15 protein-coding genes are annotated in these 14,492 nt (G+C 55.3%); 8 read left to right on the top strand and 7 right to left on the bottom strand.

All coding sequences use genetic code 11. The features are described from left to right. The first annotated feature begins 8 nt into the window (after positions 1-8). Entirely contained in the window at positions 9-821 is an 813-nt protein-coding gene (tcdA, locus tag C7387_RS12720) for a tRNA cyclic N6-threonylcarbamoyladenosine(37) synthase TcdA (protein ID WP_006818474.1), read from the top strand. On the opposite strand, the gene csdE is transcribed toward tcdA, so the two are convergent. Together csdE and csdA are read right to left on the bottom strand one after the other, a co-directional pair. Continuing rightward, positions 806-1,255: a cysteine desulfurase sulfur acceptor subunit CsdE gene (csdE, locus tag C7387_RS12715; RefSeq protein ID WP_006818475.1), complete on the bottom strand. Its 450-nt coding sequence runs from the start codon at positions 1,253-1,255 to the stop codon at positions 806-808. The two genes, tcdA and csdE, sit on opposite strands and share 16 nt — an antisense overlap. Then, the gene (csdA, locus tag C7387_RS12710; protein ID WP_120816821.1) at positions 1,252-2,460 is read right to left on the bottom strand and encodes a cysteine desulfurase CsdA; all 1,209 of its coding nucleotides are present in this window, start codon (positions 2,458-2,460) and stop codon (positions 1,252-1,254) included. Before csdA ends, csdE begins: the two co-directional genes overlap by 4 nt. A 405-nt stretch (positions 2,461-2,865) precedes the next feature. On the opposite strand from csdA, the gene gcvA reads away from it, so the two are divergent. From gcvA to rlmM, 3 genes are read left to right on the top strand one after another with little or no spacing between them, the layout of a single operon-like run. Next, positions 2,866-3,783 carry a glycine cleavage system transcriptional regulator GcvA gene (gene gcvA / locus C7387_RS12705; RefSeq protein WP_006818477.1) on the top strand — a complete coding sequence of 306 codons (918 nt, stop codon included), beginning with the start codon at positions 2,866-2,868 and terminating at the stop codon, positions 3,781-3,783. 20 nt (positions 3,784-3,803) lie between these two features. Then, positions 3,804-4,199, top strand: a complete 396-nt coding sequence (locus tag C7387_RS12700; RefSeq protein ID WP_006818478.1) for a DUF423 domain-containing protein — start codon at positions 3,804-3,806, stop codon at positions 4,197-4,199. Beyond that, complete coding sequence (gene rlmM / locus C7387_RS12695; protein WP_006818479.1) at positions 4,192-5,292, top strand: 23S rRNA (cytidine(2498)-2'-O)-methyltransferase RlmM; 1,101 nt, start codon at positions 4,192-4,194, stop codon at positions 5,290-5,292. The genes C7387_RS12700 and rlmM overlap by 8 nt, the downstream gene beginning before the upstream one ends. Positions 5,293-5,327: 35 nt before the next feature. Here the strand turns inward: rlmM and xni are convergent, their stop codons facing one another. The 5 genes from xni to queF all read right to left on the bottom strand — a co-directional run bounded on the left by xni (position 5,328) and on the right by queF (position 11,671). Then, complete coding sequence (gene xni / locus C7387_RS12690; protein ID WP_006818480.1) at positions 5,328-6,080, bottom strand: flap endonuclease Xni; 753 nt, start codon at positions 6,078-6,080, stop codon at positions 5,328-5,330. A 110-nt stretch (positions 6,081-6,190) separates the two neighbouring features. Then, entirely contained in the window at positions 6,191-7,558 is a 1,368-nt protein-coding gene (locus tag C7387_RS12685) for an L-serine ammonia-lyase (protein ID WP_006818481.1), read from the bottom strand. 51 nt (positions 7,559-7,609) lie between these two features. Next, positions 7,610-8,899 carry an HAAAP family serine/threonine permease gene (locus tag C7387_RS12680; protein WP_006818482.1) on the bottom strand — a complete coding sequence of 430 codons (1,290 nt, stop codon included), beginning with the start codon at positions 8,897-8,899 and terminating at the stop codon, positions 7,610-7,612. Between the two features lie 446 nt (positions 8,900-9,345). After that, positions 9,346-10,710 carry a nucleotide 5'-monophosphate nucleosidase PpnN gene (ppnN, locus tag C7387_RS12675; RefSeq protein ID WP_038255352.1) on the bottom strand — a complete coding sequence of 455 codons (1,365 nt, stop codon included), beginning with the start codon at positions 10,708-10,710 and terminating at the stop codon, positions 9,346-9,348. A 115-nt stretch (positions 10,711-10,825) separates the two neighbouring features. Next, positions 10,826-11,671 carry an NADPH-dependent 7-cyano-7-deazaguanine reductase QueF gene (gene queF, locus C7387_RS12670; RefSeq protein WP_120816820.1) on the bottom strand — a complete coding sequence of 282 codons (846 nt, stop codon included), beginning with the start codon at positions 11,669-11,671 and terminating at the stop codon, positions 10,826-10,828. Between the two features lie 68 nt (positions 11,672-11,739). Between queF and syd the strand changes: the two genes are divergently transcribed. The 4 genes from syd (at position 11,740) to C7387_RS12645 (ending at position 14,492) form a co-directional block, all read left to right on the top strand. Further along, a complete protein-coding gene (gene syd, locus C7387_RS12665; RefSeq protein WP_120816819.1) occupies positions 11,740-12,285 on the top strand; it encodes a SecY-interacting protein in 546 nt (181 codons plus the stop codon). Between the two features lie 637 nt (positions 12,286-12,922). Further along, on the top strand, positions 12,923-13,252 hold the full coding sequence (locus C7387_RS12655; protein WP_006818486.1) for a YqcC family protein: 330 nt from the start codon (positions 12,923-12,925) through the stop codon (positions 13,250-13,252). Next, the gene (gene truC / locus C7387_RS12650; RefSeq protein ID WP_006818487.1) at positions 13,252-14,034 is read left to right on the top strand and encodes a tRNA pseudouridine(65) synthase TruC; all 783 of its coding nucleotides are present in this window, start codon (positions 13,252-13,254) and stop codon (positions 14,032-14,034) included. The genes C7387_RS12655 and truC overlap by 1 nt, the downstream gene beginning before the upstream one ends. A 14-nt stretch (positions 14,035-14,048) precedes the next feature. Beyond that, entirely contained in the window at positions 14,049-14,492 is a 444-nt protein-coding gene (locus tag C7387_RS12645; RefSeq protein ID WP_006818488.1) for a flavodoxin, read from the top strand.

Genomic DNA, 14,492 nt, shown 5'->3' with positions numbered 1-14,492 from the left:
GAGGTCCTATGTCTGTGGTAATCAGCGATGCCTGGCGCCAGCGTTTTGGCGGCACGGCACGTTTGTACGGTGAAAAAGCGCTGCACTGCTTCGCGGCAGCGCATGTCTGTGTCGTCGGTATTGGCGGCGTCGGGTCGTGGGCGGCAGAAGCGCTGGCGCGAACCGGTATTGGCGCGATTACGCTTATCGATATGGATGACGTCTGCGTGACCAACACCAACCGGCAGGTTCATGCGCTTGGTGGCAACGTTGGGCTGGCGAAGGCCGAGGTGATGGCCGAGCGTATTCGCTTGATAAACCCGGAGTGCCGGGTGACGGTGATTGATGATTTTGTCACACCGGAGAACGTAGCCCAGTATATGAGCGCGGGCTACAGCTACGTGATTGACGCCATCGACAGCGTGCGGCCAAAAGCGGCGCTGATTGCTTACTGCCGCCGTTATAAGGTTCCGCTGGTTACCACCGGCGGTGCGGGTGGGCAAATCGATCCTACCCAGATCCAGGTGAGCGATCTGGCGAAAACCATCCAGGATCCGCTGGCGGCGAAGCTGCGCGAACGGCTGAAAAGCGAGTTCGGCGTGGTGAAAAACAGTAAAGGGAAACTGGGCGTGGACTGCGTGTTTTCAACCGAAGCGCTGGTTTACCCGCAGGCCGACGGCAGCGTATGTGCGATGAAAAGCACAGCGGAAGGCCCGAAGCGCATGGATTGTGCCTCCGGGTTTGGTGCCGCAACCATGGTGACCGCCACTTTTGGCTTTGTCGCGGTATCCCATGCGCTGAAAAAAATGATGGCGAAGGCGGAACGTCAGGCTTCAGCCTGACGCGCGGCCACAAGCACAGCCTCTGCAAGCGCGGCCAGCCCCTGGCTGCGCGAGGCGCTAAGCTGGCTACGTAATCCCAGCTCATCGAACAGCGCCAGCGGATCCTGCGACAGCAGCTCCCCGGCGCTTTTCCCTTCTACCGCCGTCAGCAGCACGGCAAGCAAACCACGAACGATTCGTCCTTCACTGTCACCGTAGAAATGCATTTTCCCCTCAGGTGACACCACTGAACCCAGCCAGACGCGGTTCTCGCAGCCCGCAATTTCATGCGCCTGCGCTTTGTCTGTATCCGCGAGCGTCGGCAATTGCTTACCCAGCAGTATCAGCTGACGATATTTATCTTCCCACTGCTTCAGTGGGGTAAAAATCTGCCGTAACGTATCGGCGGTTACGGTTGTGCCGAACGGGTGTCCGGCGAAAATTGGGTTGGTCATTCATCCACCAGCAAAGCAAGGGCGCGGTCAACGGCGTTCACCAGCGCGTAGACGTCATCCTGAGTATTATAGGGGGCGAAGGACGCTCTGAGCGTTCCCTGGACGCCAAGCGCTGCCAGCAGCGGCTGAGCGCAGTGCTGCCCGGCGCGCAGGGCGATACCGTATTCCGCCAGCAGGGTGACCATATCGCTGTGGTGCACGTCGGCAAACTCGAAGGCCAGCAGGCTGGAATCCTGACAGCGGAATGAGCGGAAGCCCGGACGCTTCGCCAGTTCGGCTTCCGCAAGCGTGGCTAGACCCCGGCTCCAGCTTTCGGCCTGGGTGAGATCAACTCCCGCCAGCCATTCCAGTGCGGCGCTTAGCCCGATCACCCCGGCGACGTTCGGCGTGCCCGCCTCCAGACGGTACGGTACCGGCTGGGTTTTAAAGCCGTCGAAGCTCACCTCGGTAATCATTTTGCCGCCGCCGAGCCACGGCGTCATGGTTTCAAGCAGCTCTGCTTTCCCGTACAGCACACCGATGCCGGTTGGGCCGTAGAGCTTGTGTCCGGAAAACGCATAGAAATCGATGTCCAGTTGCTGAACGTCGAGCGGGAAATGCACCGCACCCTGGGCGCCATCCACCATCACCACCATGCCCGCATCATGGGCAAGCGCAACGGCGTGCGCCAGGTCTGGGCAACCGCCGGTGACGTTAGACATCTGTCCAATCGCCAGAATTCGGCTTCGTGGGGTGATGCAGGCAGAGAGCTGATTGATATCCGGCAAGCGGTCGTGACCGAGCGGCAGTTTGACCACGCGCGCGCCGGTTTGCTCTGCCACCATCAGCCACGGCACCAGGTTGGCGTGGTGTTCGGCTTCGGTGACGATGATTTCATCACCCGGCTGCAGGCGAGGACGAGCGTAGCATTGGGCGACCATATTGATAGATTCGGTGGTGCCCCGGGTCCAGACAACCTGTTGACCGCTGGCGGCGTTCAGCCACTGGGCAACGCGTTCGCGGGCGGCCTCGTAGCGCGCGGTGAGGCGCTGCGCTTCGGCAAACTGGCTACGGTGGACGTTCCCGGCGCTCAGGCTGTAAAACTCACGGGTCGCCTCGATGACGGCCTGCGGCTTCAGGGCGGTGGCGGCGCTGTCGAGATAGACACCGGCATCGCTGAGTGCGGGAAATTCGGCGCGAAACTGCGCGGGATTGAATGCGTTCATGGAATTCCTCATTACGATGCTGAGATCGTCGCGCAATTTACGCGTCAGGGCAAGGGGAGGAATCGCGGGCAAAAAAAAGCACCGCAGTTTGCGGTGCTACATTAATCACTATGGACAGACAGGGTAAATGTACAGGAAGTGAAAATAGGGTAGCCTTGCTACCATGGTCTGAATCGCAGACCAATTGCAAACACAACAACACAACATCACAACCGTAAGCCAAAAGCCCATCAGAACACGCATTCCGATAAAAGCTCTTCGTTCCGGCTCAGGAAGTGCCGCCACTATAGGTATTTGCTGGTAGTTCCTCAACGGACAAATTATAATGTCTCAGATAAAAAAAACTAATAGGTTAAATGTTGTTTCCTATTTGTTAAATTGCCTTAACATCTAAGCCAGATAACCATGTCCAAGCGATTACCACCTCTGAATGCATTACGTGTTTTTGATGCTGCAGCACGCCATCTGAGCTTCACTCGGGCGGCAGATGAGCTTTTTGTGACGCAGGCCGCAGTAAGTCATCAAATCAAGTCCCTCGAGGATTTCCTGGGGCTGAAGCTGTTTCGTCGGCGTAATCGTTCGCTGCTGCTGACCGAAGAAGGCCAGAGCTATTTTCTGGATATTAAAGAGATCTTTTCCCAGCTTACCGAGGCGACGCGCAAACTGCAGGCCCGGAGTGCGAAAGGGGCATTGACGGTCAGTTTGTTGCCCAGTTTTGCCATTCAATGGCTGGTGCCAAGACTCTCAAGCTTTAACTCAGCTTATCCGGGAATCGACGTCAGGATCCAGGCCGTCGACCGTCAGGAAGATAAACTTGCCGACGATGTCGACGTGGCGATTTTTTATGGCCGCGGCAACTGGCCGGGGCTGCGTGTCGAAAAATTGTACGCAGAGTATCTGCTTCCCGTCTGTTCGCCGCTGCTACTAACCGGCGAGAAAGCGTTGAAAGTGCCTGCCGATCTGGCGCAACATACGCTGCTGCACGATGCTTCTCGTCGTGACTGGCAAACTTATACCCGCCAATTGGGTCTTAATCATATTAATGTGCAACAGGGACCAATTTTCAGCCACAGCGCGATGGTGCTGCAGGCTGCTATCCATGGACAGGGTGTCGCACTGGCCAACAACGTAATGGCTCAGTCCGAAATTGAAGCAGGCCGTCTGGTCTGCCCGTTTAATGATGTACTGGTCAGTAAAAACGCGTTTTATCTGGTTTGCCATGACAGTCAGGCGGAACTCGGTAAAATAGCCGCTTTTCGGCAGTGGATTCTGGCGAAAGCGGCAAGCGAACAAGAGAAATTCCGCTTTCGTTACGAACAATGAATGGACCATAAGGTAAAGCTATGACCAGTCGTTTTATGCTGATTTTTGCCGCCATCAGCGGTTTTATCTTTGTGGCGCTGGGAGCGTTCGGCGCACACGTATTAAGTAAGTCTTTAGGCGTGGTAGAGATGGGCTGGATCCAGACCGGTCTCGAATATCAGGCGTTTCATACGCTGGCGATTTTCGGTCTGGCAGTGGCCATGCAGCGTCGAATCAGTATCTGGTTCTACTGGAGCAGCGTGTTTATGGCGCTCGGTACGATACTGTTCAGCGGTAGTCTCTACTGTCTCGCGTTGTCTCACCTTCGCCTGTGGGCGTTTGTCACCCCGGTGGGTGGCGTCAGTTTCCTCGCAGGATGGGTATTAATGTTAATTGGTGCAATTCGTCTTAAACGTAAGGGCGTCGTTCATGAATAAGGTTGTTCTCTATTGCCGCCCCGGCTTTGAGAAAGAGTGTGCAGCGGAAATCACCGACAAGGCCGGTCGCCTTGAGGTGTACGGTTTTGCCCGTGTGAAAGAAAACGCGGGATACGTGATTTTTGAATGCTATCAGGAAGGTGACGCGGAGAAAATCATCCGCGATTTACCGTTCAGTTCGCTGATCTTTGCCCGCCAGATGTTTGTGGCAGGTGAACTGCTGCGTGATTTGCCGCCGGAAGACCGCGTAACGCCGGTCGTCGGCATGCTGACCGGCGTGGTGGAGAAGGGCGGTGACCTGCGCGTTGAGGTCGCGGACACCAACGAAAGCAAAGAGCTGATGAAGTTCTGCCGTAAGTTCACGGTACCGCTGCGTGCAGCACTGCGTGAAGCGAAGATCCTCACCAACTATGAAACGCCGAAGCGTCCGGTGGTGCATGTGTTCTTTATTGCGCCAGGCTGTTGCTATGTGGGTTATTCCCTCACGACCAACAATTCGCCGTTCTATATGGGGATCCCGCGCCTCAAGTTTCCATCTGATGCGCCAAGCCGTTCAACGCTTAAGCTTGAAGAGGCGTTTCACGTCTTTATTCCGGCTGACGAGTGGGATGAACGCCTGGCGAACGGGATGTATGCGGTCGATCTCGGGGCCTGCCCGGGCGGCTGGACCTATCAGCTGGTAAAACGCAACATGTGGGTCTCCTCTGTCGATAACGGTCCGATGGCGCAAAGCCTGATGGATACCGGGCAGGTGACCTGGCTGCGTGAAGATGGTTTCCGCTATCGTCCGACGCGTAGCAACATCTCGTGGATGGTGTGCGACATGGTTGAGAAACCGGCGAAGGTTGCCGCGCTGATGGCGCAGTGGCTGGTGAACGGCTGGTGTCGTGAAACCATCTTTAACCTCAAGCTACCGATGAAAAAGCGTTACGAAGAGGTCTCGCAGAATCTGGCGTACATTGAGGAGCAGATGAAGGCGAATAACATTGCCGTGCAGATCCAGGCGCGCCAGCTGTACCACGACCGCGAAGAAGTGACGGTGCATGTGCGTCGCATGTGGGCGGCGGTGGGTGGTCGCCGCGACGAGCGATGATATCTCTCTTTACCCTCTCCTTTGGGAGAGGGTAATCAGCTCAACCGCAGCTGCTGTAAATTCCCGTCAAGGGTTAAATCCGTTTTCAGCTGCGCCACCTGGCGGCAAATAAACGCCATCTCCCGATGCTCCACCAGCTTTTTACGCCATTTCTCCGGCACCGCCTCCAGATTCTCATACAGTGCTTCCAGGGTTGGAAACTCGCTCAGAAGCTGGGTAGCGCTCTTCGGGCCAATTCCGGCAACGCCTGGGATCTTCGAACTGCTGATGCCCGCAAGCCCCCAGTAGTCTGGTAGCTGCTGCGGATTGACGCCAAACTCACTGGCAATAAACGGTGCATCCAGCCAGCGCTTCTGGAAATAGTCGCGAATGCGAACGGTGGGGGAGAGTAGCTGGCAGTAACCTTTGTCAGTCGACACAATCGTCGCCTGATGCCCGGCTTTCGCCACTTTCACCGCCAGCGTTGCCGCCAGGTCGTCCGCTTCGTCCCCTTCTGATGCCCAGCAACGGATACCGCGTGCTTCAAACGCGGCGCGTAATGACGGCATTTCATCATGCAGCGTGTCCGGCATGGGAGGGCGGCCGGCTTTGTAATCCGGCAATAGCTGGTGCCGCCAGCCGTGGCTGCGGGCCTCGTCATCAAATACCGCTACCGCATGCGTAGGCTGGCTGTGGACGAGGAGTTGCTCCAGCGCATGCAGGCAGGTCTCCGCACAGGGAGAGCCCTGCACCGCGTGTATGCGGCGAATCAGATTGAGTGCATCAACGATAAGCAGATGGACGGCCATGGTTTTCCTCCCTGAACAGATGCGCTAAGGGTAACATCGCGAGCGGCAGGAGGCTATGTAGGTGCGGATAATCCGGAAGATGCCTCGCAAAACGAGGCATCTGAGGGGGCTTAATCGCAGGTGACAATCTTCATCGCCAGACCACCGCGTGAGGTTTCGCGGTATTTGGCGTTCATGTCTTTCCCGGTTTCGTACATGGTTTCGATAACTTTATCGAGACATACGCGCGGCTCGCTGGTACGGCGCAGTGCCATACGTGCGGCGTTGACCGCTTTTACTGCGGCAATGGCGTTACGTTCGATGCACGGTACCTGTACTTGTCCGGCAACCGGATCGCAGGTCAGTCCCAGGTTATGCTCCATGCCGATTTCCGCGGCAATGCACACCTGCATCGGGCTACCGCCCAGCAGTTCTGCCAGGCCTGCCGCCGCCATGGAGCAGGCAACACCGACTTCACCCTGACAGCCGACTTCTGCGCCAGAGATAGAGGCGTTCATTTTGTACAGTGAACCGATAGCGCTTGCCACCAGCATGTAGCGTGCCAGTGAGTTGGCGTTCACTTCACGGATGAACTTGTCGTAGTACGCCAGCACGGCTGGAACGATGCCACAGGCGCCGTTAGTCGGTGCAGTCACTACGCGGCCACCGGCAGCGTTCTCTTCGTTTACCGCGAGGGCAAACATGTTGATCCAGTCAACAACCGCCATTGGATCGCTGGTGGTTTTGTCCTGGCTTACCAGCATGCGGCGCAGCGCGGCGGCACGGCGCGGAACGCGCAGCTTGCCCGGCAGCACGCCTTCGGTGGTGATGCCACGCTCGATACCGCTGTGCATGACTTCCCAGACGCTGGCGAAGTGCTGCTCCAGCTCTTCTTTGCTGTGCAGCGCCAGCTCGTTCTTCATCATCAGGCCGGAGAGTGACAGTCCGGATTCCTGGCAGTGGCGCTGCAGATCAGCCGCAGAGCTGTACGGGTAAGGAACTTCTACCGGCGCGCTGTTGGACTGACCAAAATGTTCTTCGTCGACGATAAAGCCGCCGCCGATGGAGTAATAGGTTTTGCTGTGAACAACTTTTTCTCCGCTAAGCGCAGTGATGCGCATACCGTTCTCATGCAGAGAAAGGTTGTCGGTGTGGAAGTTCATGCAGTGGTCAACCGGGAACTCGACTTCGTGCTGACCGTTTGCCAGCAGCAGTCGGCCGTGAGTGTTCACGTCCTGAATAAAGCCCGGGATAGCATCGATATCGACGGTGTCCGGCAGGTTACCCGCCAGGCCCATGATAATGGCGATATCGGTGTGGTGACCTTTACCGGTCAGGGAGAGCGAGCCGTACACGTCGACGACTACGCGGGTTACATCATTGAGGATCCCGCGTGCAATCAGGTCGTCCGTGAATTGCTTGCCCGCTTTCATTGGCCCAACGGTGTGGGAGCTGGAAGGACCAATGCCGATTTTGAAAATATCGAATACGCTGATCATAATGCGTCCATTCCTGAAGAGATTGGCGCCGCCCGAAGGCGGCGCGGGGGATTAGCTGAACAGAGAGTAGAAGATAGCGGAGATAGCGATGAGGCCCATGATAACAACGAAGGCGTTGCTGATGTGGCCGCTGTATTTACGCATTGCCGGTACTTTCTGAATCGCGTACATCGGCATCAGGAACAGGATCATCGCGATAACCGGGCCGCCCAGGGTTTCAATCATACCCAGGATGCTTGGGTTCAGGGTCGCTACTGCCCAGGTCGTCACCAGCATGAACAGCGCGGTGATTTTGTTCAGTTTGTTGATTTCAATGGTCTTGCCTTTACCGCGCAGAGACTTGATAACCATACCGTTGAAGCCTTCACGTGCGCCCAGATAGTGGCCGAGGAAGGATTTGGTGATAGCAATCATCGCAATGATAGGAGCCATCCACGCAATCAGCGGTGCGTTAAAGTGGTTTGCCAGGTAAGACAGGATAGAGATGTTCTGATCTTTTGCCGCAGCCAGGTCTGCCGGGGTGAGGCTCAGTACGCAGCTGAACACGAAGAACATCACGGTAATAACCATCATGATGTGCGCGCGGGCCAGGATGCTGGAACATTTTTTCTCTGCACCGTCGCCGTACTCTTCACGCTTCGCTACCGCGAAGGAGGAGATGATCGGAGAGTGGTTGAAGGAGAACACCATCACCGGGATAGCCAGCCACAGGGTCAGCCACAGGCCTTTGCCGGTAGATGCTGCGCTGCTGAAAGACAGGGTTTCCAGTGCAGCACCGTTCCACTCAGGGATCAGGTACAGCGCCAGCAGCATCAGAGCGATAACGAACGGGAACACCAGGATGCTCATCGCCTTAACGATCATTTTCTCACCGAAGCGCACGATGGTCATCATGCCGATGATAAGGATCAGGGAGAGGATAGCACGCGGCGGAGCAGTCATACCCAGCTGGTGGGTGATGAAGCTGTCTACGGTGTTGGTGATTGCCACGCTGTAAACCAGCAGGATCGGGTAGATAGCGAAGAAGTACAGCAGGGTGATGATTTTACCTGCGCCAACGCCAAAGTGTTCTTCAACTACTTCAGTGATGTCTTCGCCCGGGTTTTTACCGGAAAGCACGAAGCGGGTCATGCCGCGGTGTGCGAAGAAAGTCATCGGGAAAGCAAGGATTGCCATGATGATAAGCGGGATCATACCGCCTACACCGGCGTTAATCGGCAGGAACAGAACGCCCGCGCCGATAGCAGTGCCGTAAAGGCCCAGCATCCACATGGTGTCCGTTTTACGCCATGCGCTTCGGGTTTCTACCGAAGCAATGGTGCTGGTTTGAGTGTTTTCCATCTGTATCTCCTGGAGGAATCAATCGAATCTATTTAATAAACTGCTAACAATGATTAAAAATCCGCTCAACAACGGTTTTTTTGTAGTTTTCACCTGTCACTATTAATGGGCGGAAAGATACATTCAAGTTGTCAATGTATCAGTGATCGCGATCTCAATTGCGATATTATACTATCAATGTGTCTGTTCTTAGACCATCAACCTAAAAATTAAAAACACATAGAATTTTATTGGCGCAAATGTCGCTGGAAGCGGGATATACAGAGGTAGTGCCTTGATGGCAAAGCGATTTTTAAACTGGGAAAAGTGACGGAAGTGGCGTTTTTAGACGGTTTATCACGCTTTTTAGTGATAAATAGAACTTTTATCAGAATGATAACTGGTCGTTTCGGAAAGTTTAGGTAAGAAAAGAGAAGGGCGGCTTTTTCGCCGCCCTGAGGGTGTTATCAGGAACAAATCTCGTAACATGGTATGTAGGCAGAGCCCGGGAGTTTCATGCGGTGCTGAGCCACAAATCCCTGCAGCAGATCGTCCATGCGGCGCATCATTTCGCTGTCACCGTGGATTTTGTACGGACCATACTTCTCAATCGCCTGAATGCCTACCTGTTTAACGTTCCCCGCCACGATGCCAGAGAAGGCGCGGCGCAGGTCGGCGGCCAGCACTTCCACCGGCTGGTCAGGGTAGAGCTTCAGGTTCGCCATATTCTCATGCGACGGCTCAAACGGCTGTTGCAGGTCCGGCGCAATACGAATCGACCAGTTGAAGCTGTAGGCATCACCGGTATCACGGCGGTTCTCTTTCACCAGCGGCATGGCTTTCTTCATCTGACGAGCAACCTCTGCCGCATCGTCGATGATAATGCGATAGTGGCGACGCGCGCTTTCCCCCAGCGTATGAACGATAAATTCATCGAGTACGCGGAAGTAGTCGGCGCTTTCTTTCGGGCCGGTGAGGATGAGCGGCAGTACCTGGTCTTTGTTGGCTGGGTTCATCAGAATACCCAACAGATACAGCAACTCTTCTGCGGTTCCGACCCCACCCGGGAAGATGATTATCCCGTGAGCCAGACGTACAAACGCCTCAAGGCGTTTTTCGATGTCCGGCATGATGATGAGTTCGTTCACCAGCGGGTTAGGCGGCTCGGCGGCAATGATAGAAGGTTCGGTCATACCAATGAAACGGCCTTCTTTGTATCGTTGCTGCGCGTGACCGACGGCGGCACCTTTCATCGGCGCTTCCATCGCACCAGGACCACAGCCGGTGCAGATATTCAGCTCGCGCAGGCCCAGTTGGGTTCCGACGCGGCGGGCGTACAGGTACTCATTTTCGTTGATAGAGTGGCCACCCCAGCACACCACCATGCTCGGTGCCTCGCCAACGTGCAGCGCACGGGCGTTACGCAGAATCGAGAATACCAGGTTAGTGATATGGGTGGAGCTCTCGAGATCCAGATTCGGGAAGCGGACGGTGTTATGAATTTGTCCGTAAACGAACAAAATATCGCGCAGTACGGCGAACAGGTTGGCCTGCAAAGAGCGAATAATACGTCCGTCGACAAATGCCTCTTCCGGCGGATTGATAAGTTCCAGTTTTACGCCACGTTCACGACGTAACACGTTGATATCAAAACTCTCGAAGCGAGAAAGTAGCTCTTTACTGTTATCGGTCAGACTACCGGAGTTAAGTACGGCCAGTGAGCAGTTGCGAAACAGTTGATACAAATCGCTGCTGGCGTTGCTTTTTAGCATGTCAACTTCCAGCTGCGATAGCATATCCATAGAGCCAAGCGGGCTAATATGTGTAATCAAGTGAACTCCTTACGGGACAAGTATCGTCTTTCCCTATGGATTACAATAGCCTTGCCGGATCTGTTTCTACAAGGGGAAGCGCGGACTATTTCCGCGCCTGTTGAGTAAGAATTGATTACTGACGGACGAGACGTCCGGTGGCGGGAACAAAGTTGGTATTGGTGCGCCACGGGTTGATGTCCAGACCGCCGCGACGCGTGTAGCGTGCATAAACGCTCAGGGTCTCGGGCTGGCACAAGCGCTGGATGTCATTGAAAATGCGCTCGACACACTGCTCGTGAAACTCGTTATGGTGGCGGAACGACACCAGATAACGCAGCAGCTTTTCACGGTCGATTTTCGGCCCGCGATACTGAATTTGCACGGACCCCCAGTCAGGCTGGTGGGTAATCAGGCAGTTTGATTTCAAAAGATGGCTGACCAGCGTCTCTTCCACCACTTTGCCGCTGGCGGCATTCTCCAGGTAGTCGGTGCTGAACTGGTAGTTATCGATTTCGATATCCTGATTATCGATGCAGGTACCGTGGAAGTGAGCTATCGGCTGCCCTTCAATTTCATCCAACTGGTACAACGCGACGCTCACCTTGCCCTGTGCGCAGGCGCTGAGATCGCGCTCCAGAGTGTCTCGCACCTCTTCCAGACTTGCAAAACGCGTCTGGTTGAAGCTGTTGAGATAGAGCTTAAAGCTCTTTGATTCAATGAGGTTTACCGTTCTGTCGCTAAGCTCAACGTGGCCGACTGCCACCTGCGGCAGGCCGCGAGCGTTAAGCCATGACAGTTCGTAGAGCGTCCAGATATCCGCGCCGTGAAAAGGCAGGCTATCGGCATGCAGACCGAGCGGATCGCGGTTCAGACTACGGGGTACGCCCTGCAGCAGGCTGGCATCGTAGATGTCGCGGTAGTCGGTGGCTTTGCCGAGCGTCAGCCCCGACAGCGCCTGATGATTTTCGTAAGAGGACATGTTTCACCGTTATAAAGCAGGTACACTATCGCGCAAGTGTACCCTGGCTAAAGAGAAGAGAGAAATCGGTGGCAAATCAGACCGCAGAAGCGCTGCAGGCATTTACCCAACGTTATTGTGAGGCATGGCATCAGGCTCGTGATAGCTGGCCGCTCAGTGAAGATCTGCACGGCGTGCCGTCGCCCTGCATTATTTCCAGCACTGAGGATGCCGTGTACTGGCAGCCACAACCCTTTGATCTTGAGCAGAACCTAAATGCGGTTGAACGTGCAATGGACATTGTGGTACAACAGCCGCTTCATAGTTATTATACCACTCAGTACGCGGGCGATATGCATGCCCGGTTTGCCGGCGACTCGCTGACGTTACTGCAGACCTGGAGTCCGGACGACTTTCGTCGGGTACAGGAAAATCTGATTGGTCATCTGGTAACGCAAAAACGTCTGAAGCTCTCTCCGACGTTGTTCATTGCCACCCTGGCGAGCGAACTGGACGTGATTTCGGTCTGTAATATCTCAGGCGAAGTCATCAAAGAGACCCTCGGAACGCGCAATCGCACGGTGCTGGCTCCCTCTCTTGCGAGCTTTCTCAATCAACTTGAGCCTCTTCTGTAATCCAGTTTGCTACAGACCTTGTGAGAGATCTCTTACACGCACTGTGAGAGATCGCCTGGACAAGGGTAAGCCGCGTAGGACGTCTGACGCACTCATTCGAACAAATTCAATAAGTTAAGGTAATAACCTTTCACTTTCGAATGAAATAGACTCTGGGTATTTGTCCTGGAGTGGGCTTGTAAGACGATACGGAATAAGAGATTCTATGTCCGTCGACAGGAAGTCGCACAGAGAAACGAACATCAGGATGATGACGTTTCAGGAACACACCAGGACGGTGCTGCAGGGAAAGGCTTCAGGATGAAGCAAGTGGACAACGCAGGAACGCGTTAAAGGACACCTCCAGGAGGGAGAACGAGAGCCGGTCGGGATGTTCGGTGGATCAGGAAGATCAAAGGATTTGCTCAGGGATTAGCAATTTCGCATCGGGGTGGTGCGAAGCAGGATGCACTGGTTTACGGATGAACACGGGTCAGGAGACCCTCAGGAAAAGTTGTCAAGGATGAGCAGGGAGCACCAAAAGTAGCCGGAATGCTGCGAAACGAACCGGGAGCACTGTGTAAACAGTGCTCCCTTTTTTTGTTTTTCCTCCACCAGTGCTATTCTTCGCGCCAGATTTTATGCTTCCGAGGTTCTCATGACGCTTCACGACAACGTACGCACCCAACTGCGCGCCATCGAAACGGTACTGCGCCTGCACCAGCACTGGCAGGAAACCGCACCGGCGCAGAGCGCATTTTTGAGCGATCAGCCGTTTTGCATGGATACCCTCGAGCCGCTTGAGTGGCTGCAGTGGGTGCTTATCCCACGTATGCATCAACTGCTGGATAACGCCCAGCCGCTACCGACGAGTTTCGCGGTAGCGCCGTATTACGAAATTGCGCTGGATGCCAGCCACCCTCTGCGTGAGCATATTCTGCCCGAGCTGGTGGCGCTCGATGCGCTGTTCCCGGATGGTAGCGCCTGATGCTGGAAATTATCTATCAGGACGAGTGGCTGGTGGCGGTCAACAAACCGTCGGGCTGGCTGGTGCATCGTAGCTGGCTCGATCGCGATGAAAAAGTGGTGGTCATGCAGACCGTGCGTGACCAGATTGGCCAGCACGTGTTTACCGCTCATCGTCTCGATCGCCCTACCTCGGGCGTTCTGCTGATGGGGTTGTCGAGCGAGGCCGGACGACGTTTGTCGCAGCAGTTCGAGCAACATCAGATCCAGAAACGCTACCATGCGGTCGTACGCGGCTGGCTGACCGACGACGCGGTGCTGGACTACCCGCTGGTGGAAGAGCTCGATAAAATCGCCGATAAGTTCGCCCGTGAGAATAAAGATCCGCAACCGGCAGTCACCCATTATCGTGGCCTGGCAACGGTAGAAATGCCGGTGGCTACGGGTCGCTACCCGACAACCCGCTATGGTCTTGTCGAGCTGGAACCGAAAACCGGGCGTAAACATCAGCTGCGCCGCCATCTGAGCCACCTTCGTCACCCCATTATTGGCGACAGCAAGCACGGTGACCTGCGCCAGAACCGCAGTGCGGCCGAGCATTTCGGCTGTCATCGCCTGATGCTGCATGCGAGCTCCCTCAGCCTGACCCATCCTTTTACTCACGAACCTTTAACGCTGCACGCCGGGTTCGACAGCGTCTGGATGCAGGCGCTGTCACACTTTGGCTGGCGCGGGCTTCTCCCGATAAATGAAAGGGTTGAGTTTAATGCTGTCAGCGGTCAGGATGAGTTAATTAAACGTTAAACAGGGAGTGAATCATGGCGGAGATTGGTATTTTTGTCGGCACGATGTACGGAAACGCGCTGCTGGTTGCCGAAGAGGCAGAAACCATCCTGACGGGTCTTGGCCATAAGGCGACGGTCTATGAAGATCCTGAGGTGGGCGACTGGGAGTCGTACACCGGGAAATACGCGCTGGTGGTCACTTCGACAACCGGGCAGGGCGATCTGCCGGACAGCATCGTCCCGCTGTATGAGGGGATCAAAGATATGTATCAGCCGCATATGCGCTACGGCATTATCGCGCTTGGCGACAGCACCTATGCGAATTTCTGCGGTGGCGGCAAACGCTTTGACGCCCTGCTGCAGGAGCAGGGCGCCCAGCGGATTGGTGACATGTTGATGATTGATGCCAGCGAAGATCCGGAGCCGGAAAGCGTCTCCAACCCGTGGGTTGAACAGTGGGCGACGCTCCTCAGCTGA

The organism is Yokenella regensburgei (genome assembly GCF_003634235.1).
GTDB lineage: Bacteria > Pseudomonadota > Gammaproteobacteria > Enterobacterales > Enterobacteriaceae > Yokenella > Yokenella regensburgei.
This window is presented reverse-complemented; position numbering and strand designations above follow the sequence as displayed.

Excerpts from the sequence above, each read along its gene's own strand:
- tcdA (WP_006818474.1), top strand. The coding sequence starts at position 9 with ATGTCTGTGGTAATCAGCGATGCCTGGCGCCAGCGTTTTGGCGGCACG.
- csdE (WP_006818475.1), bottom strand. The coding sequence starts at position 1,255 with ATGACCAACCCAATTTTCGCCGGACACCCGTTCGGCACAACCGTAACC.
- csdA (WP_120816821.1), bottom strand. The coding sequence starts at position 2,460 with ATGAACGCATTCAATCCCGCGCAGTTTCGCGCCGAATTTCCCGCACTC.
- gcvA (WP_006818477.1), top strand. The coding sequence starts at position 2,866 with ATGTCCAAGCGATTACCACCTCTGAATGCATTACGTGTTTTTGATGCT.
- C7387_RS12700 (WP_006818478.1), top strand. The coding sequence starts at position 3,804 with ATGACCAGTCGTTTTATGCTGATTTTTGCCGCCATCAGCGGTTTTATC.
- rlmM (WP_006818479.1), top strand. The coding sequence starts at position 4,192 with ATGAATAAGGTTGTTCTCTATTGCCGCCCCGGCTTTGAGAAAGAGTGT.
- xni (WP_006818480.1), bottom strand. The coding sequence starts at position 6,080 with ATGGCCGTCCATCTGCTTATCGTTGATGCACTCAATCTGATTCGCCGC.
- C7387_RS12685 (WP_006818481.1), bottom strand. The coding sequence starts at position 7,558 with ATGATCAGCGTATTCGATATTTTCAAAATCGGCATTGGTCCTTCCAGC.
- C7387_RS12680 (WP_006818482.1), bottom strand. The coding sequence starts at position 8,899 with ATGGAAAACACTCAAACCAGCACCATTGCTTCGGTAGAAACCCGAAGC.
- queF (WP_120816820.1), bottom strand. The coding sequence starts at position 11,671 with ATGTCCTCTTACGAAAATCATCAGGCGCTGTCGGGGCTGACGCTCGGC.
- C7387_RS12655 (WP_006818486.1), top strand. The coding sequence starts at position 12,923 with ATGACGCTTCACGACAACGTACGCACCCAACTGCGCGCCATCGAAACG.
- truC (WP_006818487.1), top strand. The coding sequence starts at position 13,252 with ATGCTGGAAATTATCTATCAGGACGAGTGGCTGGTGGCGGTCAACAAA.
- C7387_RS12645 (WP_006818488.1), top strand. The coding sequence starts at position 14,049 with ATGGCGGAGATTGGTATTTTTGTCGGCACGATGTACGGAAACGCGCTG.